Annotated in this window: 17 protein-coding genes; 5 read left to right on the top strand and 12 right to left on the bottom strand. The window is 44.8% G+C overall.

Features of this window, described 5'->3' with window-relative positions; all coding sequences use genetic code 11:
* Positions 1–9 precede the first annotated feature (9 nt).
* Genes FEM33_RS04280 through FEM33_RS04270 form a run of 3 tightly spaced genes read right to left on the bottom strand, consistent with a single transcriptional unit; the run spans position 10 to position 2,137 of the window.
* Positions 10–456: a GNAT family N-acetyltransferase gene (locus FEM33_RS04280; RefSeq protein WP_139010870.1), complete on the bottom strand. Its 447-nt coding sequence runs from the start codon at positions 454–456 to the stop codon at positions 10–12.
* Between the two features lie 44 nt (positions 457–500).
* Positions 501–1,994: a cryptochrome/photolyase family protein gene (locus tag FEM33_RS04275; RefSeq protein WP_139010869.1), complete on the bottom strand. Its 1,494-nt coding sequence runs from the start codon at positions 1,992–1,994 to the stop codon at positions 501–503.
* Positions 1,991–2,137, bottom strand: a complete 147-nt coding sequence (locus FEM33_RS04270) for a DUF2256 domain-containing protein (RefSeq protein WP_138284024.1) — start codon at positions 2,135–2,137, stop codon at positions 1,991–1,993. The genes FEM33_RS04275 and FEM33_RS04270 overlap by 4 nt, the downstream gene beginning before the upstream one ends.
* A gap of 94 nt (positions 2,138–2,231) precedes the next feature.
* Here FEM33_RS04270 and FEM33_RS04265 point away from each other — a divergent pair, with 94 nt between their 5' ends.
* Positions 2,232–3,185, top strand: a complete 954-nt coding sequence (locus tag FEM33_RS04265; protein WP_139010868.1) for an MBL fold metallo-hydrolase — start codon at positions 2,232–2,234, stop codon at positions 3,183–3,185.
* Between the two features lie 191 nt (positions 3,186–3,376).
* Here the strand turns inward: FEM33_RS04265 and FEM33_RS04260 are convergent, their stop codons facing one another.
* The 6 genes from FEM33_RS04260 to FEM33_RS04235 form a co-directional block, all read right to left on the bottom strand.
* A complete protein-coding gene (locus FEM33_RS04260) occupies positions 3,377–4,273 on the bottom strand; it encodes a DUF72 domain-containing protein (protein ID WP_139010867.1) in 897 nt (298 codons plus the stop codon).
* Between the two features lie 161 nt (positions 4,274–4,434).
* Entirely contained in the window at positions 4,435–4,950 is a 516-nt protein-coding gene (locus tag FEM33_RS04255) for a cupin domain-containing protein (protein WP_138284013.1), read from the bottom strand.
* Positions 4,951–5,061: 111 nt separating this feature from the next.
* Entirely contained in the window at positions 5,062–6,609 is a 1,548-nt protein-coding gene (locus tag FEM33_RS04250; RefSeq protein ID WP_139010866.1) for a SusD/RagB family nutrient-binding outer membrane lipoprotein, read from the bottom strand.
* 47 nt (positions 6,610–6,656) lie between these two features.
* Positions 6,657–9,725: a SusC/RagA family TonB-linked outer membrane protein gene (locus tag FEM33_RS04245; RefSeq protein ID WP_139010865.1), complete on the bottom strand. Its 3,069-nt coding sequence runs from the start codon at positions 9,723–9,725 to the stop codon at positions 6,657–6,659.
* A gap of 302 nt (positions 9,726–10,027) precedes the next feature.
* On the bottom strand, positions 10,028–11,224 hold the full coding sequence (locus tag FEM33_RS04240; RefSeq protein ID WP_139010902.1) for a glycoside hydrolase family 130 protein: 1,197 nt from the start codon (positions 11,222–11,224) through the stop codon (positions 10,028–10,030).
* A 29-nt stretch (positions 11,225–11,253) separates the two neighbouring features.
* Entirely contained in the window at positions 11,254–13,086 is a 1,833-nt protein-coding gene (locus FEM33_RS04235; protein WP_139010864.1) for a sodium:solute symporter family protein, read from the bottom strand.
* Positions 13,087–13,360: 274 nt separating this feature from the next.
* Between FEM33_RS04235 and FEM33_RS04230 the strand changes: the two genes are divergently transcribed.
* On the top strand, positions 13,361–14,245 hold the full coding sequence (locus tag FEM33_RS04230; RefSeq protein ID WP_139010863.1) for an AraC family transcriptional regulator: 885 nt from the start codon (positions 13,361–13,363) through the stop codon (positions 14,243–14,245).
* A gap of 86 nt (positions 14,246–14,331) precedes the next feature.
* Here FEM33_RS04230 and FEM33_RS04225 read toward each other — a convergent pair whose 3' ends face one another.
* Positions 14,332–15,399: a branched-chain amino acid aminotransferase gene (locus FEM33_RS04225; RefSeq protein ID WP_139010862.1), complete on the bottom strand. Its 1,068-nt coding sequence runs from the start codon at positions 15,397–15,399 to the stop codon at positions 14,332–14,334.
* A 104-nt stretch (positions 15,400–15,503) separates the two neighbouring features.
* The gene (locus tag FEM33_RS04220; RefSeq protein ID WP_139010861.1) at positions 15,504–16,052 is read right to left on the bottom strand and encodes a cob(I)yrinic acid a,c-diamide adenosyltransferase; all 549 of its coding nucleotides are present in this window, start codon (positions 16,050–16,052) and stop codon (positions 15,504–15,506) included.
* A 112-nt stretch (positions 16,053–16,164) separates the two neighbouring features.
* Here FEM33_RS04220 and FEM33_RS04215 point away from each other — a divergent pair, with 112 nt between their 5' ends.
* The 3 genes from FEM33_RS04215 (at position 16,165) to FEM33_RS04205 (ending at position 18,719) form a co-directional block, all read left to right on the top strand.
* Positions 16,165–16,677, top strand: coding sequence for a hypothetical protein (locus FEM33_RS04215; RefSeq protein WP_139010860.1), 513 nt, complete (start codon positions 16,165–16,167; stop codon positions 16,675–16,677).
* An 11-nt stretch (positions 16,678–16,688) separates the two neighbouring features.
* Complete coding sequence (locus tag FEM33_RS04210) at positions 16,689–17,948, top strand: S-adenosylmethionine:tRNA ribosyltransferase-isomerase (RefSeq protein ID WP_139010859.1); 1,260 nt, start codon at positions 16,689–16,691, stop codon at positions 17,946–17,948.
* A gap of 177 nt (positions 17,949–18,125) precedes the next feature.
* A complete protein-coding gene (locus tag FEM33_RS04205; protein ID WP_139010858.1) occupies positions 18,126–18,719 on the top strand; it encodes a Uma2 family endonuclease in 594 nt (197 codons plus the stop codon).
* Between the two features lie 7 nt (positions 18,720–18,726).
* Here the strand turns inward: FEM33_RS04205 and FEM33_RS04200 are convergent, their stop codons facing one another.
* A complete protein-coding gene (locus FEM33_RS04200; protein ID WP_374756421.1) occupies positions 18,727–20,463 on the bottom strand; it encodes a discoidin domain-containing protein in 1,737 nt (578 codons plus the stop codon).
* Positions 20,464–20,647 lie beyond the last annotated feature (184 nt).

Genomic DNA, 20,647 nt, shown 5'->3' with positions numbered 1-20,647 from the left:
TTGCTGTAATTACAATTTCTTTTTCATGCACACGCTTCTTTCTGAACTGGCCGAATCACTGTCATCAACAATTGAATAGCCCAGTTTGCCGTACATGGCAATGGCTTCCGGCTGTCCTTTCCCGGTCTCCAGTATCGCATGTTCATAACCGGTTTCTTTTGCCCAGTTTTCAAGTTCACGGACGATAGCCGATGCAATTCCCTTGTTTCTGAAAGCCGGGTCTACAAACATGCGCTTTAATTCTATTGTCGAATCGCCGGCAATTTTAAAGCATCCGCATGCAACGGCAGCATTTCCTTCCATGGCAAGCACCACAGTCGGTAGTCCGGTAATGCGATTGTACTCTTCATAATCTTCCTTACGGGTGTTATAAATCATGCACAATGCATCGTCCAGCAAGCTGGTCAGTCTTGTAAATTCGGGATGTTCACTGTTTGTTCTGTAAAGTTGAATCATAAATAATGGTCTTAAAACGACTTAATTTACACCGTCTTTCCGGATTACAAAGCAAGCCCGTTGTCAAGTTTTTTCAGGAATGAATCGGCATGCAGCAGATGTTCCTGCTGTTTTTCTTCCGGCATATTGTCGAAAGTGTTGAGCAGCATGCCGATACGCGGGTTCTGGCCGAAAAACTTTCTCTGTTTGTCCATAAACCGCCAGAACAATCCGTCCCAGATCTGCTGCCATTCGCCTTTCTGGAAATCACTCATTTTCATCAGATAATTGCTGCTGCTGATGTAAGGTTTGGTGGCCATTAAACCGCCGTCGGCAAACTGGCTCATGCCGTAAACGTTGGGAACCATCACCCAGTCGTACGAATCGATAAACAGCTCCATAAACCATTTATAAACCTCATCGGGATCAAATTCACAAAGCAGCATAAAATTTCCCAGCACCATCAGCCGCTCGATATGGTGGCAATAGCCGATTTTCAGGACTTTTTTAATGACAACATCCACAGGTTCAATGCCCGTTGTTCCATTCCAGAACGCTTCCGGGATTTTCCGGGTAAAGCCCCAGTAATTGCGTGTACGTTCTGCCGTTCCTTTTACTTCGTAAACGCCCCGCATGAACTCACGCCATCCGATAATCTGCCGGATGAAACCTTCCACGGAATTCAGCGGAACATTCCTGTCTGCTGCAAACTTCAGTGTTTTTTTAACGACATAACGCGGCGTCAGCAAACCCGTATTAAGCATGGGCGTAAGCACGCCGTGATGCAGGAAATGCTCGGTCATCACCATGGCATCTTCATACCTGCCGAATTCTTCAAAACGGTTTTCAAGAAACTGTTCCAGCCATTTTTCACTTTGCACAGCACTGACCGGAAACCTTGCATTTTCAGGAATCCGGCCGTAATTGTCTTTGTAATGCGTGTCGATGTATTTTACAGCTTCGGTATAAAATGCATCTTCTTCAGGAAAACGGATTTGCGGCGGTACCTTTTTTCTCGGGTATTTGACTCTGTTTTCCGTATCAAAACTCCATCTGCCACCTTCCGGCTGCTCATTTTCATCCAGCAGAATGTTCAGTCTTTTGCGCTGTACCGTATAAAAATCAGCCTGGAAATATCGCTTCTTGTTCATGAAATATAATTCCAGGTCTTCCTTTGTATTCAGGAACATCGGCGTGGCATGTTCTACGAGCGTGATATCCGCTTTTTTTGCAGCGTTGCTCATTCTTTTAAGCAGCCAGTTGTCGGTCACATCCACATAATGAATTTCTGAAATGCCTTTTTCTTTAAGAAACGGGATCAGCTTCCGGATGTCGGCATGTTCTTCTTGCGCTTCAATGTATTCGACCTGATGATTATTCTGAACAAGCTGGGCTTTGTAGCATTGCATGGACGCGCGGTGATGAAACAGCTTTTGTCTGTGAAAATTGAACTGGTTAAAAAACAGGAATTCCTCAACGAGAACAATGCTTCTTTCTTTATCAACAGCGGGATTGTCCTTGAACAACTGATGCGGGAACAACAACGTAACGGCTTTCATTGAACAGCTTTGTTTTTATTTGAGCGGCATTTATCACTGCAGTATTTTACTTCGTCCCACACTTTTTCCCATTTCTTGCGCCACGTAAAACTGCGATTGCAAACCGGGCACATTTTAACGGGCAAATCCGATTTTTTGATCATATTTGAAAATTCACCCGCAGTTAAAGATTAAACAATAATTTTAAGATCATAAATAATCATTCCCGGCAAACGTGCCCAAATCTGTTCAGCGTATATGAGTCGATTCAGTTCCGTATTTCTATTGATATTCCTTTTTTCTGTTGCTGATTCTTTTGCCCAGCAAGGCTTTAAAGTAGTTCCGCTTGGTGTAAAAGGCGGGGTGGAAGACGGGAATTTATCTGCTTACATGCTTGCTCCGCTGCAATCCGAAGCCTATGTCTGTCTGGATGCGGGTACAATTAATGCAGGAATTCAAAAGGCTGTTTCAAATGGTGCATTCAAGGTTTCTGCCGAAGAGGTTCTTAAAAAATACATCAGGGCGTATTTTATTTCACATCCGCATCTGGACCATATTTCCGGTATGATCATCAATTCTGTGGAAGATACGGCTAAAAATATTTATGCTTTTCCGGATTGTATCCGCACCATAACCGATCATTATTTCAACTGGAAAAGCTGGCCGAATATGGGAAATGAAGGAAACAGCCCGGCTTTGAAAAAGTACACATATAAAGTCCTGAAACCCGGAATTGATACAAGGGTTGAGCAAACGGAAATGACCGTAAGAGCATTGAAGCTCAGTCATTCAAAGCCGGGTGAAAGTGCGGCCTTTCTTTTTGAGAATAACGGAAATTATGTGCTCTATTTTGGCGATACGGGCCCGGACGAGATCGAGAAAACGGATTATATGCAGCAAATCTGGAATGCAGCCGCTCCGCTGATCCGGTCGGGAAAACTGAAAGGGATTTTTCTGGAAGTTTCCTATGCCAATGAGCAGCCGGATGAAAAGCTGTTCGGGCATCTGACTCCAAAATGGTTTATGCAGGAAATGAACAAGCTGGCTGAACTGGCCGGCAAAGACAAAATGCGTAATCTGAACGTCGTTGTCACGCATATAAAACCGGCAGGAAACAGCGAAGAAAAAATCAAAGAGCAACTCGCATCGGAAAACAAGCTCGGACTGAACCTGATTTTTCCGGAACAGGGGATTGGGTTTGAAATTAAGTAGTTTTTGTCATTTGCTGCGCGTTATGGGTTGCTGGGTGCTGAGATTTTAGCGGTTGGTTTTTTTGTCATTTGCTGCGCGTCATGGATTGTTAAGGGTGAAGTTTTTGGAATTTTTGTCATTTGCTTCGCGTCATGGGTAGTTGGGTTTTTAGCCAATATCCTAATCGCTAAAAGCTGGCGGCTAATAGCTAATCAAAAAAGCTCCATTTGCGTGTTTGTACTTTGGATGATCGGGATTTTCAGGTTTGTGCCCAGTTCTTCATTCAGTTTTTTGATAAAATAGCCGGATAGTAAAGGCATTGGTTTTTCAAGGTCCTGATGTACGAAGAAGTAAATATTTTCGAGTCCGTTATCAACCCATGATTTCAGGCGTTTTACCCAGTCGTTCAGCCTTGCATAATCGGCCTCTGCATTGATGCTGTTGAACCGGACGAACGTATTTGCCGTGCTCAGCCGCATATGCAGTACATCCCTGCGGCCCGGTGTGTCGGTAATCAGCTGCGTTATGTTGTAGTTTTCAAGTACTTCATAGAGCGGTTCCGTATTCCATGAGCCGTCATACCAGCCGGAATGCCTCAGTTCAATGGCAAGCGGAAATCCCGACGGCCAGTCTTTCAGGTAATTTTTCAGCGTTTGAAAGTTTGCCGGACTGAAATTGTCGGGCAGCTGAAGAAACAGCATGCCCAGTTTTTCCTGCAGATGCGCGATTCCGTCCAGATACAAATCTGTTATTGCCTTGGCGTCATACAACCTTTTAAAGTGACTTACACTCTGATGAACTTTCGGGAAAAAGCGGAAGTCAGCGGGTGTTCTGTTGTGCCAGCCTTCAATGATATGAGGCGTGAAGTTGGAGTAAAATGTAGCGTTCATTTCAATGGAGTTGAAACGGCTTGCATAATACGTCAGTTCATCGCGGGTTCCTTTGGGATAAAAATTTTTCAGATCCGCCCGGTTCCAGCTTGGGCTGCCAACATATACGTTTGGTTTGCCTTTGAGTCCTTTTTTCTGCAGAAGGATTTTATTTTCGGGTAAATCCGCAGGCATTGTAAAATCAATATTGCCCGGATGCTCTACTTTGCCGAATTTCATATCAAAACAGTTTTAAATAAAAACTGCCTCAAAAATCAGTCCGGCACATGTCCGAAGCGTTCAGAATGGGTTACAGTCAACAAATTTCTTTATACTGACCGGTTCTGAACGGCAATCTGATTTTTGAGACAGCTATTTAAACGGCGTTTCATTCCGGAAATCTATCTTCCGAAATCATCCTGAACGCGTACAATATCATCTTCGTCCGAAGGATTGGACGGGTCGGTATGCTGCCATATTTCAGCCACAATTCCCCATTCGTCCACACCGACAAGCCTGTGGCGTTCTCCTTTTTTGAGGTCGATAACCGTTCCGATCGGAAGCTGCTGCAATGCTGTTTCCTCGTCTGTATCACTGATCACGATTCCTGCATTTCCGCCGATTACTTTCCAGATTTCAGCACGGCGATGGTGATACTGCCATGATAAACGCTTGTTGGGCGCTACAACCAGTATTTTCGGGCTGAGTTTTTCGTAGCCGGCAAAATCCTGAATGGAAAGATGCGGGAAAAAAGTAGCAATGAACTTGGGCGCTTCACTTTCCTCGAGCACAAAAAATCCGCCCCAAGGCCGCGAATGATCTTTACTGACAACCGTAAATCCCTGTTCATCTATAAACTGCTGAACTTTTTCAAAAACAACTTCCTTATCGGCCGTTTCTGTAAATGACTGTATCATACCAATTGTATTACAAATGTGAAAATGTAGAATTTCAAAATTAGAATAAAAAACAAAAAGATGCCCCAAAATATTCAGGGCACCTTTTGAATTATATCTACTAATTTATACTTATTTGTCCCACCAGACACGGGTCAGGAAATCATCTTTGCCCATTCTGGCAACGCCTTCCTTGTAATTGGCTTCATTAACGGCCAGCTCGCTGATCGGAAATATAAGTCTGCGCGGAATAACGCCGCCCGTCAGGTTTCCCGGATAGTTGGTCGGTGTCAGTGCAGGAATACCCGTTCTGCGCCAGTTCGACCAGCCTTCATAATGATTGAAAGTGGAGGCGGTAAGAATGAACATTTCAGAATGGATCTGCGTCAGTTTATCAGCCAGCGTTCCGGCTACGGGATACGGGTTTGCAGTAACATAAGCCTGCGCATTCGCCGGACTTACAACTCCCGCTGTTGCATCAAAGGCAGCAAGTTGCGTTACGGCCGCTTTCTGGCCAGCTTCAAAAGCATCCTTGGCAGTTCCGGCTGTTGCCCATCCTCTTTCAATGGCTTCGGCAGTAAGGAATTTGGTTTCTGCAAAAGTCAGAAGAATATTCGGATCATCGTCGTCATACATCAGGTCGGTCGGACGGGAATAGTTCTTGATATTTCCGTCGCCTGTTTTTGTAACCAGCCCGTTTGGCCCGCTGCTTTTGTCAAGGCCATTCGGCAAACCTTTCTGATTGGCAACTGTTTTGTCGCCGTTTGCAAGCTGGGAAATAATGCTGATACGCGGATCTTTTCGGGCCTTCATCATGTCAATCAACGTTTTCGACCACTGGAAATTATCACCTTTGATCAAACCGCGGCCAATGCCTAGGTTATAGGAATTCGGGTTGCGGCTGGCCGTTGATCCTTCGGTATGGATGAATTTGAAAGTATCATCGTTGGAAGCCATTAACCCGCCGTCGATTGCCTTTTTAGCCCAGGTCTGAGCCGCAGCCGGATCTGCTTTCTGCATGCGCATGGCGAGGCGGAGCATAAGCGAATTGGCAGCCTTTTTCCATTTTGAAATATCGCCCTTATACACAAAATCGGCTGCGGTAGGAACATAAGCGGATGCATTCAGCGCAGTGCCGGCTTCGTCCAGTTCTTTCAGCATGTCGGCATAAATAGCCTGCTGCGGGTCGTATTTAGGTTTATAGATCTGACTGATGAATCCCTTTCCGGCTTCTGAATAAGGAACGTCGCCATACAAATCTGTAATGATATGCATTTGAAGTACCTTTAATATCCTTGCCATGGAAAGAATGTTGACATCGGCAGGATCTTCGGATGCCTGTGAAATGATATCTGCAAGGCTCTTTACTGAATTAACATAGGAATCAGCAAAATACGCTCCGCTGTTGTCTGCATTGTAAGTGTATTTGTCACCAGCGTAGTAGTCATCTACCGATGCAAGCTGCTGAACGATAGTCCCTGAGTAAATGAAATTGCCGCGCCATACTTTATACCCCGGATCGCCCGCCGAGCCCGAAATCTGCAACTGGGCTTGTCCAAGCAAGTAATCCAGCGGAACTTCTGAAGGAGAAGTAGGATTTACGTTAATTTTTTCAAAATCTTTTGTACATGCACCGGCTCCGAGCGTAAGGGCAAGCACAACTGCTATTTTTCGTATCATAAGAATCTTTATAGTCATGTTTTTATAATTTCCTGAAAAGGTCCGGATCAGAATTTCAGGTTAAGGTTAACACCAATGCTGCGAGTTGTAGGCACACCGGCAAATTCATAGCCTTGTGCGTTACCGTTTCCGTAAGTCGATTCCGGATCGATATTCGGCGTTTTCTTCATCAGGATTGCAAGGTTTCTTCCTACAAGCGAAACGGAGATACCTCTGAACGGTGATCTGCCCAGTACTTTGGAAGGAATGCTGTAATCAAGAATTACCTGACGAAGCTTGATGAAATCCGACTTATAAATGAAAGGCTCACCAAAATTGTATAGGTTTTCATAATACTGAGTAGCCGGTACGCTTACCGTATTGATTTCTCCTTCTTCATTTACACCTTCGCCCACAACGCCTGTTTCACGACCGACAAGTGACTCTTTGGACAAGCCGTATCTTGTTGCCAGTGCATTGGTACCGGAGTAGATATGGCCGCCAAAGCGTCCGTCAAACAAAACAGAAAGACCAACGCCTTTGTATCTGAAATTGGTAGTGAAGCCCATTGTATAAGGAGAGATTCCGGTTCCATAAGGTTTCAGGTCGCCTTTCAGCGGCATACCTTGTGCATTGTATACAATTCTTCCCTGCTCATCCCTTACAAAAGAAGCTGCTTTAATCAAGCTGAAAGGCTGGCCAACTTCCTGAAATACATAAGCAGTCTGAGAACGCGGATTGTCAACTTGTATATTGTCCAGGCCATCGCCGAGAAATACTACCTTGCTCTTGTTGTAGCCCAGATTGTAGGAAATATCCCAGGTGAAGTTGTTGGTTTTGATCAGATCGTAATTCAGCATTAATTCAACACCACGATTGGATATTTGTCCGATATTAAGCAGTACGCTTGTAAATCCGGATGTTCCCGAAATGGAGGCAGCAACGATATCATCCTTGGTCTGGCGATCGTAATAAGTGAAATCAACACCAAGCTTGCTGTTGAAAAGCCTGCTTTCCAGTCCAAATTCGTAAGTATAACTTCTTAAAGGCTGAAGACCTGCATACGGAACTGTGCTTCCACTGATTTGTGCCAATGGAGATCCTATGTGCGCACCGGAAAGTCCGTAGTAAAGTGAAAGTCTGTAAGGATTGGTATCGCCGCCGGCTTTTGCCCACGAACCTCTCAGTTTGGCATAGCTTATTGCAGACGGCAATCTTACCGCTTCTGACAGTACAAAACTACCTGCTATGGAAGGATAAAATAAACTGTTTTTCCCTCGTGCTAATGTTGAGAACCAATCATTTCGCCCAGTTACGGTCAGGTATGCATAGCTTTTGTATGAAAATTCAGCCGATCCGTAAACAGAATTGATCCTTTTTTCGATGTAATTGTAAGATGCGTTGCGTGATGCCGGACTGATGTTGGTTATATCGTAAAAAAACGGAATGTTGAAGCTGGAACCACTGATGTAATCCTGACGAATAACTTGCTTCATCAGGTTTCCTGCAACCAGCATATTTAGATTCAGGTCACCAACAAGCTTTCTGTTCAATCCGAAAAGAAGTTCGGAGTTTACCTCTGAAAACGACTGAACGTTTTTATCATATCCGCCCAGCGGCTGATAAGGAACTCCGGTTGGCGTAATGGCTGTATAGTTGTAAAAATACTTGTCAAAACCTACACGTGCCTTTGCATACAACCAGTCCGTGAAATTATACTTGGGTTCAAAAGATACAATAAAACGATCTTTATTATCATCCTGCTTGAACTGGGTCGCTGCATAATATGCATTGTCTACGTAAATATTGTCTCCCCATACCATTTCATAACCGCGGTCATCCAACATGCTTTGCTTCATCGTTTCAACACTAAGTGAAGTCGGCATGTTAATCAGCGTGTAATTGGCATTTCCCGGAGAATCGGAAACTTTCGGCCTGTTGTGATTCTTCTCATGCGTATACTTGACATTCCCCAGCATAGAAAGGTTCTTGCTCAGGTTTGCGTTTAAGTTAACTGCATAGTTCTGTCGGTCCAGTGTATTGTCCGGAACCAGACCTTTGTTGCTCAGGTTGGCAAGCGATACGCGGTAAGTTACTTTTTCAGTTGCACCGGTCAGGGCAACCGAGTTATTGAAAGTATTTCCCGTCTTGTAAAATTTGGTAAGATTGTCTTTTACAGCAGAGTAGGGCCTTGAAACACCATCATACTGAATAACACTTGATCCGTCCAGTTTGGCACCAAAGCTGGATGAACTCATGGCCTGCTCCTGTGTAGTTGGTTTTACACCATTTCTTCCCATTCCATATTCATACTGAAAATCCTTGAACTTAGTAATCAGCAAATTATCGGTAGTGAAATTGGAGTTGATCTCTACGCCGATCCCTTTACCGGCAACACCGCCTTTGGTTGTTACCAGAATGGCGCCATTGGATGCACGTGATCCGTAAAGTGCAGCTGCCGTGGCACCTTTCAGTACGCTGATATTTGCAATTTCAGAAGGGTTAAGGCTGGAAATTCCGTCGCCGCGGTCGCCGCCACCCCACATACCGGCTGCTCCAAGGTTGTCATTGTTGATGGGAATACCGTCTACAACAATCAGAGGTTGATTAGTGCCGTCAATGGAGCCGTTTCCGCGCAGTGTTATACGCGTGGATCCACCCGGGCCAGTTGCTGTTCCTGTAATATTCAGACCGGCCACTTTTCCCACAAGCGTATTGGCAATATTGGTGGAGCGCGCCTGAACCAGTTCTTCGCCTTTTATTTCCGAAACAGAATAACCCAGTGCTTTTTTCTCTTTTTTGATACCCAAAGCAGTTACCACAACTTCATTTAAAGCTGTTGCTTCCGGTGTGAGTGAAACGTTTATTACGGACTCACTGCCAACTGTTACTTCCCTGGAATTGAAACCAATAAAACTGAAGGTCAGGATTTTGCCTTTTTCAACACTGATACTGTATTCGCCTTTGTCGTTTGTAGTTGTACCGCGGCTGGAACCTTTTACCACTACGTTGACCCCGGCCACTTCTCCTCCCGCTTCTTCGGTTACTTTACCTGTTACTGTCATTTCCTGGGCATAACTGTGCATTGAAAGCATGGAAAGAAGTAACAATACCATAAACAGTATTTGTTTTTTCATACGCATTATTGAATAAGTAAAATGTAGATAAATGGACTACCTGATAACAGGTTATTGTTATAAAATTTGATCAAATATACCAATTTTCATATGTTCTGTATATAGTTATTTTTTATCTGAAAATAACACATTTTTAGCACTTTAATGATTTAATTATGAAATTATGCCTTTGAAAAATGGGATGATTCGGTGTAACTTAAAGTAGTATACGCTTTGTGGCCGAAATAGGTTGCGAAAAGCAGATGTGCAAATTTGATGCAGCATATACGCTTTCAGGTATAATCGGAATCTGTACTATTTTTTCAGGTAATGACCGGCTGAATGCTGCTGAGGTAAGTTTTGTTCCGGTCAATAAGGGCATTTAATGTCTGCAGTGAAGTGGCTGATCTTAATCCGTCTTCCGGCGTGTTGATTACATAATCGCAGAGTTTGTCCAGCGTAGAAGTGGCAACATGAAGCCTTGTGTCGGAAGACGCATAATAAATGTATATATTTCCGTCATCATCCGGAATCCATCCGTTGCAGAAAACAACATTCGGTACATCACCGATGCGTTCTTCGTCTTCCGGAGCTAAAAAGTAACCGGCCGGCTTATGCGTTATTTTTGTAAGATCCTGCAAGTCAGTCATAAAAAGATAAAGGACATACCGCAGCCCGGCAGCCGTTTTCCTGACGCCGTGCGCCAGATGCAGCCATCCTTTGTCCGTTTTGACAGGCGCCGGGCCCAGTCCGTTCTTGGCTTCATAAATGGTATGATACTTTTTCTGATCTATGATATATTCTTTGTCAATTACTGCATTTTCAATGCTTGCCGATAAGCCCAGTCCGATGCCGCCGCCTGTTCCTGCTTCTATAAAACCATCCTGCGGACGTGTGTAAAAGGCGTATTTGCCGTCAACGAATTCCGGATGCAGCACCACGTTCCGCTGCTGTGCGGACGGCGTTACAAGATCTTTCAGCCTTTCCCAGTTTTTCAGGTTTTTTGTACGGGCAATCCCGCACTGCGCTATGGCAGCCGACTCGTCGCCGGGCATTGCGCCGGGATCTTTGCGTTCGGTACAGAAAAGTCCGTAAATCCATCCGTCTTCATGCGCAGTAAGCCGCATGTCATAAATATTGCCGTCGGGAACTTCGGTTTCCGGCATGTTTACCGGGTATTCCCAGAACCTGAAATTGTCGATGCCGTTCGGGCTTTCGGCAACGGCAAAGAACGATTTCCGGTCATAGCCTTCTACCCGCGCTACTACCATATATTTACCCTCAAACCGCATTGCCGCCGCATTGAATACCGAATTGATCCCGAACCGCTTTGTGAAGTAAGGGTTGGTTTCCGGGTTCAGGTCGTACTCCCAGATAAGCGGTGCATGCGCGCTGGTAAGAACCGGGAATCTGTACCGGTCGTAATTTCCGTTTCCCGGTACGACCCGGACATTCGGTCTGAGCAGCAATTCTTCCTTTACGGCTGTAATCTGTGCGAGGCGATTCTGAAATTCAGTCATCACGTTTTTAAGGTAAGGGTAAATAAAAGTCAGTTCAGCGGCAGTTTCCGGTACCACGTTTTCCAGAGCACAAGTATGCAGACCACCAGCACCAAAGCAGCAATGCAGGTTTGAACAGGCATCATCAGTATAAAAAATACAGGTAATACGGTAATGGCAGTCTGCGCAACAACTCCGACTGCTACGTTGAACAGATCTTTCCTGAAATTCATATCGGGAGCAAAGGAGTGATCTTCCCGCTGAATGGCCTCCCGCACAGGCTTCCAGAATCCCCACGGCATTACATTTCTGTAAAACTTGGTGAGTACTTCCATATCCGTCGCGGGTGTCAGCAAGGATCCCGCAATAGCGCCGGCAGCAGAAACAAGCAGTATGGCCGGAAAGTAGAACAATGGCAAAGCGCCCGGAAAAAGATACGGGAAAATCATGGCCGACACGATGCCTGCCAGCATTCCCCAGAAAAAACCGGTACTGTTCAGCCGCCACCAGTGCCATTTCAATACGTTTGAAGCAATGTAGCCGCCAAACAGCGCGGAGACAATCCATTGCAGGATGCTGTTCACATCCTTTGCCAGAAAACCGAGCAGGATACTGATGAGAACAACGGCCATTCCGAGCATGTAATTCATTCTTGTAACCTGTTTGTCGCTGGCATCCGGATTGACCGATTTCAGGTAAATATCGTTGACGAGATAAGCCTGTGCCGCATTGAAAGTACCCGCAAAAGTGCCCATAAAAGCACCCATCAAGCCGATGAGTACCAAACCAAGCAGTCCCGGCGGAATGTACGTGTTCAAAACAGCCGGCAGAATGCGTTCGAAATCCGTCCCGTTTGCAGAGGAAATGTTGAGGTCACGGTAAAAAAGCAAACCGATTACGGTAACTCCGATGATGAAAAGATAGCGCGTCGGCAGCAGCACAACGTTCACGATCATGCTCATCAGCGCGGCTTCGCGCGGCGATTTTGTCGAAAGGATCTTCTGCATGTCATAATTCGGCGCCGGACCGGCAAGGCTGGCCAGAATCCCTTTTGCCGACATCAGTGCAAAGAAATAGCCGAAAGGTGAAAATCCGTCCGTTTCAATTTTCCTGTTTACATCCGAAATATACCCGTTCCAGTTCAGCCCCAGTTCCTTGCCGAAAAACAGATGATGCCATCCGTCCGGAACCGGCAGGCTTCCGGCTTTATGCAATGCATTCATGGCAATGCCGGCAACGCTAACGGATACAATCACCATGATGATATAATGGATCAGATCCACCCATACAATGCTTTTCATCCCGCCCAGCAAAGAGTAAAAAACGGTAAACAAGGTGAACACAATTCCGTAAACATGCGGTACGTATTCCGGTGCAATGTGTATAAATGAAACGTAAGGCTGAACCGATTGCCAGGGAATGAATATTTCAAGGAATTTTCCCAAACCGATAAACCCGTAAGTCATAAAACTAAGACAGCTCAGCAATGCAAATGCAACGATTACCCGGTGCGCCGGCTGCGCGTTACGCTTGTTGCCGAAACGGGTAAGCATCCATTCGGCCCCGGTGGAAACATTGGAACGGCGCAGCCATATGGACAGATAAACCATCATGAAAACCTGATTGAAAACGGGCCACAGCCACGGAAGCCAAATGCTTTTAAGACCGTAAACAAACATGATTGCAACCATCCATACCGTCCCTGAAATGTCGAACATTCCCGATGCATTGGAAATGCCAAGCATCCAGTAAGGCATTGATTTTCCGCCAAGCAAATAATCATTCTTGCTTTTTGTCGCCTGCTTTTTAAGTATGACACCGATGATGGTTACCAAAATGAGATATAGGATAATGACTAGCAAATCAATGGATTGTATCTTCATGCGGTTGTGTTTTCCGGAATCAGCCACAAACATCTGCAAAAGTATCTGCTGATTCCGTATTTGTATAATACTATCTTATCTAGGATTAAAGTAAAAATGACTATTTAGTAAGTAACATATTGCGAAATTGGAGGATTAATTTGTCTTATCTCAATAAATAACTTAAAATTTTGTAATATTTAATTGATTTATATTCTTAATGCAAGCTAATTTTGTATGATACTTTACTTGCTCCCGGTTACCGTACCTGTATATACCTATAATCTGAATGTCTATGAGTGAAATTTACCGCGAAATTACCCCTTTGACCCAATACGACTGTTTTACGATCTTTGCCAGAAACAAAACGTTCTTTGACTTTCCGCTGCATAATCATGATGAGTTTGAGCTGAATCTCATTATCGGCGGCAAAGGTGTGAAGAGAATTGTAGGCGATCATACCGAAGTTATTGATAACGAAGAGCTTGTGCTTGTAGGAAATAACCTTTCGCATTGCTGGATGAATCATAATTACAAGTGGCAGGAAGGAATGCCCGAAGTTTACGAAATCACCGTACAGTTTCACCGCGATCTTTTTGATGATAAATTCCTGCGCCGCAACCAGTTGTTTTTTATACGTTCACTGCTGGAAAAGTCTGCGAAAGGAATTTCATTCTCCAAGGAAACCATCGAACGCATTGTTCCACGGCTGAAAGCGCTTGTACAGAAAAGCGGATTTGACTCCATTCTGGAACTGATGTCGATTTTGCATGATCTGTCCGTTTCCAGAAACATGCGCACCTTGTCCAACAGTACTTTTATTGATGAAAAAATCAATTACAACAGCCGCCGGATCGAAAAGGTATTCGCCCATATGCGCGACAATTACGACAAGGAAATAAATCTGGAAGTCGTATCCAAGCTGGCGGGAATGTCGGAAGTTTCTTTCAGCCGGTTTATCAAAAAAAGGACAGGCAAAACCTTTATTGAAAGTCTGAACGAAATCCGACTTGGCCATGCTTCCCGGTCGCTGATCAATACGTCCAATACGATTTCGGAAATTGCATACAAGTGCGGGTTCAATAATCTTTCTTATTTCAACCGGATTTTCAAGAACAAAAACGGCTGCACGCCAAAAGAATTTCGCGATAATTATTCCGGCACAAGGACATTTATATAAAACAGAAAAGTTCAAAGCCGGAAACTGCAAAAAGCTGTCAATCCGTGCTTTGAACTTTAAAGTATGAACTTCCGGTCTTTTTCAGACTACACTTTCAGCATCCAGCCAAAAACGTCTTCTTCTTTTCCCGTACGAAGGTCGGTCAGGTATTTTTTGATCTTGTTAACAAAAGAATCTTCCTTGATTTCCGGCAATGCATAATCCACGCCTTCATAAGCAATGCTTGCGAACGGAGAAATCACAACCGCCGTTCCTGCGCCGAATGCCGCTTCAAGGCTTCCGTCTTTCAGGCCATCAATAATTTCCTTGACACTTACCCTGCGTTCCTCAACCGGAATTCCCCAGTGCTGTGCAATGGCAACAATGCTTTTACGCGTAACACCGTCAAGCGTTGTTTCGGAAACGTAAGGCGTAACCAGTTTGCCGTTCAGTATGAACATGATGTTCATCGTGCCCGATTCTTCAATATAGGCATGCTCGCGGGCGTCCGTCCAGATCAGCTGGTCGTAACCTTCCTGCTGTGCAAGTTTGGCAGGATAAAGCGAGCCGGCATAATTTCCGGCACATTTGGTTGCGCCCACGCCGCCTTCCGCAGCACGGATAAAATGAATTTCCACTTTTACGCGCGGAGGCTTGGCGTAATACGTTCCAACCGGGCTTGTGAAAATGATAAAATAGTACGAATCCGACGGCTTTACGCCAATGTAAGGATCCGTTGCAAACATATATGGACGAATATACAGCGAGCAGCCGTCCTGAGAAGGAACCCATTCCGAATCCAAGCGCAGCAGTTCTGTCAGTCCGTTCATGAAAATTTCCTCAGGAATTGTTGGCATGCAAAGCCTTTCAGCCGATTTGTTGAGCCTTTTCCAGTTATCGATGGCACGGAAGAGCAGCACTTCATTATCCTCATTTTTATAGGCTTTCATCCCTTCAAAAATAGCTTGTCCGTAATGAAGGGCCGCAGTTGCTGGGCTTAGCGAAAGGTCGCCGTAAGGGACGATCCGGAGATCCTGCCATTGACCCTCGCGGTATTCTGCGATAAACATGTGGTCGGAAATATTCCGTCCGAAAACGAGATTGTTGAAATCAACCTCATGCAGACGTGACTTTGACGTCTGCTGAACCTCAATTTGTACTGTGTCGGCTGTCATGGTGCCAAAAATTTAATATTGATTTTTCATCTTGCCTGATTTCCGCAATTTACTGAATTATTTCAATAAGTTCCTGATATTTAGTACAACAATTATTTTTATGCCTAAATGCGTGGTTTCCAGGTAACTTCTTCAATATTCAATTCATAAGTCATGGCGCGGCAAAGCATGAAAAGATAGTCGGAAAGACGGTTGAGATAACGGATCACAATTTCTTCTACTTCTTCGCCCTGCTGCAGATGAATAACGGCGCGTTCGGCCCGGCGGCACACCGTTCGGGCAATGTGGCCGAAGGAAACGGACGGATGTCCGCCCGGCAGGACAAATGCCCGGAGCGGCGGAACCTGTGAGTCAATAAAATCCATTGCACTTTCCAGTATTGTAACATCATTTTCGGACAAGTCCGGAAGAATGCGCTTGGTCTGGTCCGACTCTGAAGCAAGGTGTGACCCGATTGTAAATAGCCGGTCCTGAATTTCTTTCAGGAGATCCTTTCGGTTTTCATTTACGGGCTGGTCGCGCAGCATTCCGATGTAACTGTTCAGCTCATCAACGGTTCCGTAGGCATCGATCCGGACGTGTGCCTTGCTCAGGCGTGTGCCTCCGATCAGGGAAGTGGTGCCTTTGTCACCTGTTTTGGTGTATATTTTCATGATGGTATTTGAAATAAACTTTAAGGTTTTCAATTAGGTTTTGGAAACTCCCGGGCCTAATTTTGCACCCTATTTTTTATACGGCGAAAAACCTGTAACAGGTTACTGACTCATGAAAGTTACAACATTTGCAATAAAAGTCTGGCGCTGGTTATCCGTTGTGCTGGTAATCGGGGCTTTGGTATGGACGTATTCGGTATTTCCGCAAATGGTTGCGGTCGATTTTTCAGACAGCGGTCTGGCGGAAATTTATCTGCCCAAAGAACATATTTTTTACATTGTCATGGCCTTGTTTCTGGTCAATAACGTGCTGATAGCGAGGTTTGCAAAGTTGGTGTCCAGTGCCGATCCGATGCATCTTCCGATCCCGAAGAAGAGAATATGGGCGCAGCACCGCGAAGCGCTGAACGAACACCTGGTCAACTGGTTCAATTGCCTTGTGGCCGCTATCAATACGGTTATCGGTTTCAGTCTTTTTTCTCTGGCAACGATCAACAGCACAAATTACAAAGTAGACGTTTTTGATTTTTCCTGGCTGTATTACATAGGCATTGCCTTGCTTGTAATCGTGCTTCTGCTTCCGTTTCGGCTTTTGTCAACGCCTGTTCCCGAGGACAGGCTGTAATCTGTTAAAGGATGGAAGAATCAAACTTGCAGGAAGCGTCCATGAAAAGCGACTGGCTTTCAGATGCAGAATCGATCCGGCTGGAAGAATTTACATACAACCTGCCCGATGAACGCATTGCGCGTTATCCGCTGGAAAAAAGGGATGAATCCAGGTTGCTTGTTTACAAAAACGGACTGATTCAGCACCGGCATTTCTTTGAACTTGCTGAGAATCTTCCGGCAGAAACGCTGCTTGTGTTCAACGATACGAAAGTAATTCCCGCAAGAGCTTACTTCAGAAAAGAAACGGGTGCCGTTATTGAAATCCTGCTGCTTCATCCGGAGCTTCCTTCGCGGATTATCAATGATGCGATGCTTGTAAAACATTCCTGCGTATGGGAATGCATGATCGGCAACAAAAAACGCTGGAAAATAAAGGATGCCCTTTCGACTGAAATCCAAGTGAACGGAGAAGCTGTTCACCTGGAAATAACTTATGCGGATTACGAGCGGAACCATGTAAACCTTTCCTGGGACAAGGATATTGTTTTTCTGGATATTGTAAAGGCACTTGGTGAAATTCCGCTGCCGCCTTACCTGAACCGCGATACGGAAGAACGGGATGTTTCCAGTTATCAAACGGTTTATGCCAATCAGGACGGAGCAGTGGCGGCGCCGACAGCCGGGCTGCATTTTACCGAAAATGTATTTGAAACACTGAAATCCAAAGGAATCAGGAAATCTTTTCTGACGCTGCATGTGGGCGCAGGCACTTTTCAGCCGATCAAGGTTGATTCGGTGACAGAACACCGCATGCATTCGGAACAGGTGGTATTTTCCAGAGATTTAATTCAGGATTTACTGAAAAGCACTGATCATATTGTTGCAGTCGGCACAACTTCGCTGCGTTCGCTGGAAAGTCTTTACTGGTTTGGCGTCAAGCTTTTCAGGAATGAAACAACCGGTTTTCACATTGAAAAACTGTATCCGTACCCTTTTGAAGATAATGAACTTCCGTCTGCCGCCGAATCGCTGACCGCCATTGCAGATTATATGAATGCAGAAAAGCTGGATTCCATTACAGGTGAAACAGAAATCTTTATTTTTCCAGGCTACAAATTCCGCTTGTGCAAAGGACTTGTCACCAATTATCACCAACCCGGTTCCACGCTGATTCTGCTTGTTGCTGCTTTTGTCGGCAACGACTGGAAACGGATTTATTCCGAAGCCATGGCGCAGGATTACAGGTTTCTGAGTTACGGCGATTCTTCTTTGCTCTGGCGGCCTTGATTGGAAAGTTCTTGTATTCCGGGTTAAGCCTTTGCTTAAAACTTGCAGGAATTACCGGTTTTTACATGGACTCTTTTTTCAATACGTATTCTAAACAGCTTAAAGCGGATTGCCAGCAGCAACGTATTTAAAAATGCATTAACTTTCATGTAAACTGTAAAACTGCAACTCGAATTTATGGGCCACGCACAGGTTTCCGAACATAAATATTCTGTTAAAGAATACTTCGAAATGGAAGAGAAAAGCGAAGTTCGCCATGAATATTATGATGGCGAATTATTTGCAATGGCAGGAACAACGATGAACCATAATGACATTGTGGATAATATCCGAACGCTTTTCAAAAGCTTTTTTCGTCCGCAGGGTTGCAGGGTTTTTGCAGAAAACATTAAAGTGGAAGCGATTGTAAATCTTTATTATCCTTATCCGGACGTTGTTGTAACCTGCTCGGAAGAAGACATTTCCGGAACGTATGTTGTGAAAAATCCGGTTATTCTGGTTGAAGTGTTGTCCAAATCCTCTGCGAATTATGACCGGGGTTTTAAACTGAGACAGTATAAAAACATTGCTTCGCTTCAATACTTCATGCTCGTTTCACAAAATGAATTTTACGTCGAACTTTACACACGTACCAATCAAAAGGACATCTGGAATTATCAGACTTTCGATAACAAAGATGATGTCATCCATTTTGAATTGCTGGATTTTGAAATGCCCTTATCTGCAATTTACGACAGCATTGTATTTATTCCGGAAGAAGATCCCATTTGAACAAAACTTACTTCACGCCCGTGACGGCACTCATTTCTGAAACGCCGTTTTCGTTAAATGCTTCAATGGCAAAATAGTAAGGTACGCCTACATTCAGCGCCCGGAGCTCAAACGTATTCGGATCGTCATGCCAGAACTGATAAGTCTGATAAAGCTTGTCCGGCGCAATGCCCCAAAGTACGTTGTAGCCGATGGCACCGGGAACTTTGTCCCATTTCAGATCTGCATTGCGCGTATCTTTCTGTCTTGTGGCGGTAAAGTTTCCCGGCGTTTGCGGGGCTTTGCCGCTTCCGTTTCCAAAAACCCGGAATTCACTGATTGCCAGAACCGGCGAAGCCACATGCATGTGTTCGTAACGCACATAACGCGCACGGATCGGACGAGGAAGTTCAATGTACGCGCACGGACGGTCGCGTTTTGGCTCTTTGGAAAGATCATAAGCAACGTCCCATTTTTTGCCGTCTATTGAAGTCAGGATTTTAAACTGCGTATAAACCTTTGCAGGATTGTTATCAAAAATATCCGACTTGTAATCCGTGTAATTTACCTGAACTGCCTTCACATCAAGTTCCGCCTGTAAATCAATCGTAAGCGTTTCGCCCGGCTTGTTCTGCTTTGCTGCCCAGAATGTTCTAGGGTTTTCATCCGTAATTTTTGCCGCCGACATTGTATCCAGAACCGTAGAAGCCGTTACCGGCTTTTTATAGGAAAGCAGCACCCAGCCGGTAAACAGTTCATCCCCTTTTCCCTGCCATGTTTTGGTCGTCATTTTATGCGGAAAATCACCAAAGCGCGTGTTGGAAAACATTTGTCCGTCTTTATCAAAACCCGCCGGGTACATAACAATCCTTCTTTCCATAGCCCAGTTCAGGCCGATCCACGAAGTGCCCGTGTTCCAGTAATTGCCGTAATTATCCTGAAAAGTATTGCCATGACCGGCTCCGGTTGCAAATCCGCCGGGTTTGTAGGAAATCGGATTGTACGGCGCATAAGTAAAAGGCCCGAGCGGGTCGTCAGCGGTATAAGTGCCGTTTGCATACACATTGTATTCCGTTCCCGGCGCACCGTACTGAAGATAATATTTTCCTTTATGTTTGGTCATCCAGGCTCCTTCGGTAAAAGGTTTGAACGGATCGGAATGATTCGGGCCGAAGCGTTCCCAGCCGTGCGCATAAGGGTCAAGCCAGAACATGGCCTTGTATTCGCCTTTGAAAGCAAGCCTTTTGGAATAATCCAGCTCCGATCCGAAAATGGGATAAACATTGGAAGAACCCCAGTACATATACCATTTGTCCGTTTCCGCATCATGAAAAAGCGCCGGGTCCCAAGGGCCGATGTCTTTGGGCAAACGCGGCGTCCAGCGGTTGTAAAATTCCCAGATTCCTTTTTCCGGTGCTACGGAGTATAAGATAGGCCGTGACTCAAAAGTAGACTGAAACAGAAACAGCGTATCGCGTACGGAAACGGCTGCGGGCGCGCACATGTCTTCAAACGGCCAGCGGTTTGCTGTAATATATTTCCAGTTGAGCATATCTTTGGAATGCCAGTATCCGCCTGAAATCGTTACAAAAAGGAAATATTCATTGCGGCCTGCCACTTTATGATTGATGATAACCGGATCGGCACCCGAACGGTAACTGATCTTTTCATTCAGCTGCTCAAAGTTGTACTTGTAATCAATGTCCATTGGGTTACAATAAGTTGTCTGCGCATTGCTTAATGCCGGCATCAGCAAAATCAGCATATATAAACTTAAAACCTGCAATTGCTGAACAAGTCTGTATGTGTTAATTTGATTCATATTAATCTTATTATTATGCAAGTTTAAGTAGTTTTGAAGTAATAAATCCAACAGATTTCCAAATCCTGTATGGATTGCCGGATTTTAAAACGGATAACCTTTACCTTTGCGCTTCCATTTTTGAAAT

This window comes from Dyadobacter flavalbus (assembly GCF_006149045.1).
GTDB lineage: Bacteria > Bacteroidota > Bacteroidia > Cytophagales > Spirosomataceae > Dyadobacter > Dyadobacter flavalbus.
The sequence above is the reverse complement of the archived record's forward strand: the minus strand, read 5'-3'. Positions and strand labels throughout refer to the sequence as shown.

Bases quoted from the DNA above. Each gene is read 5' to 3' on its own strand.
- FEM33_RS04280 (WP_139010870.1), bottom strand. From the start codon at position 456: ATGATTCAACTTTACAGAACAAACAGTGAACATCCCGAATTTACAAGA.
- FEM33_RS04275 (WP_139010869.1), bottom strand. From the start codon at position 1,994: ATGAAAGCCGTTACGTTGTTGTTCCCGCATCAGTTGTTCAAGGACAAT.
- FEM33_RS04270 (WP_138284024.1), bottom strand. From the start codon at position 2,137: ATGATCAAAAAATCGGATTTGCCCGTTAAAATGTGCCCGGTTTGCAAT.
- FEM33_RS04265 (WP_139010868.1), top strand. From the start codon at position 2,232: ATGAGTCGATTCAGTTCCGTATTTCTATTGATATTCCTTTTTTCTGTT.
- FEM33_RS04260 (WP_139010867.1), bottom strand. From the start codon at position 4,273: ATGAAATTCGGCAAAGTAGAGCATCCGGGCAATATTGATTTTACAATG.
- FEM33_RS04255 (WP_138284013.1), bottom strand. From the start codon at position 4,950: ATGATACAGTCATTTACAGAAACGGCCGATAAGGAAGTTGTTTTTGAA.
- FEM33_RS04250 (WP_139010866.1), bottom strand. From the start codon at position 6,609: ATGATACGAAAAATAGCAGTTGTGCTTGCCCTTACGCTCGGAGCCGGT.
- FEM33_RS04245 (WP_139010865.1), bottom strand. From the start codon at position 9,725: ATGAAAAAACAAATACTGTTTATGGTATTGTTACTTCTTTCCATGCTT.
- FEM33_RS04240 (WP_139010902.1), bottom strand. From the start codon at position 11,224: ATGACTGAATTTCAGAATCGCCTCGCACAGATTACAGCCGTAAAGGAA.
- FEM33_RS04235 (WP_139010864.1), bottom strand. From the start codon at position 13,086: ATGAAGATACAATCCATTGATTTGCTAGTCATTATCCTATATCTCATT.
- FEM33_RS04230 (WP_139010863.1), top strand. From the start codon at position 13,361: ATGAGTGAAATTTACCGCGAAATTACCCCTTTGACCCAATACGACTGT.
- FEM33_RS04225 (WP_139010862.1), bottom strand. From the start codon at position 15,399: ATGACAGCCGACACAGTACAAATTGAGGTTCAGCAGACGTCAAAGTCA.
- FEM33_RS04220 (WP_139010861.1), bottom strand. From the start codon at position 16,052: ATGAAAATATACACCAAAACAGGTGACAAAGGCACCACTTCCCTGATC.
- FEM33_RS04215 (WP_139010860.1), top strand. From the start codon at position 16,165: ATGAAAGTTACAACATTTGCAATAAAAGTCTGGCGCTGGTTATCCGTT.
- FEM33_RS04210 (WP_139010859.1), top strand. From the start codon at position 16,689: ATGGAAGAATCAAACTTGCAGGAAGCGTCCATGAAAAGCGACTGGCTT.
- FEM33_RS04205 (WP_139010858.1), top strand. From the start codon at position 18,126: ATGGGCCACGCACAGGTTTCCGAACATAAATATTCTGTTAAAGAATAC.
- FEM33_RS04200 (WP_374756421.1), bottom strand. From the start codon at position 20,463: ATGCTGATTTTGCTGATGCCGGCATTAAGCAATGCGCAGACAACTTAT.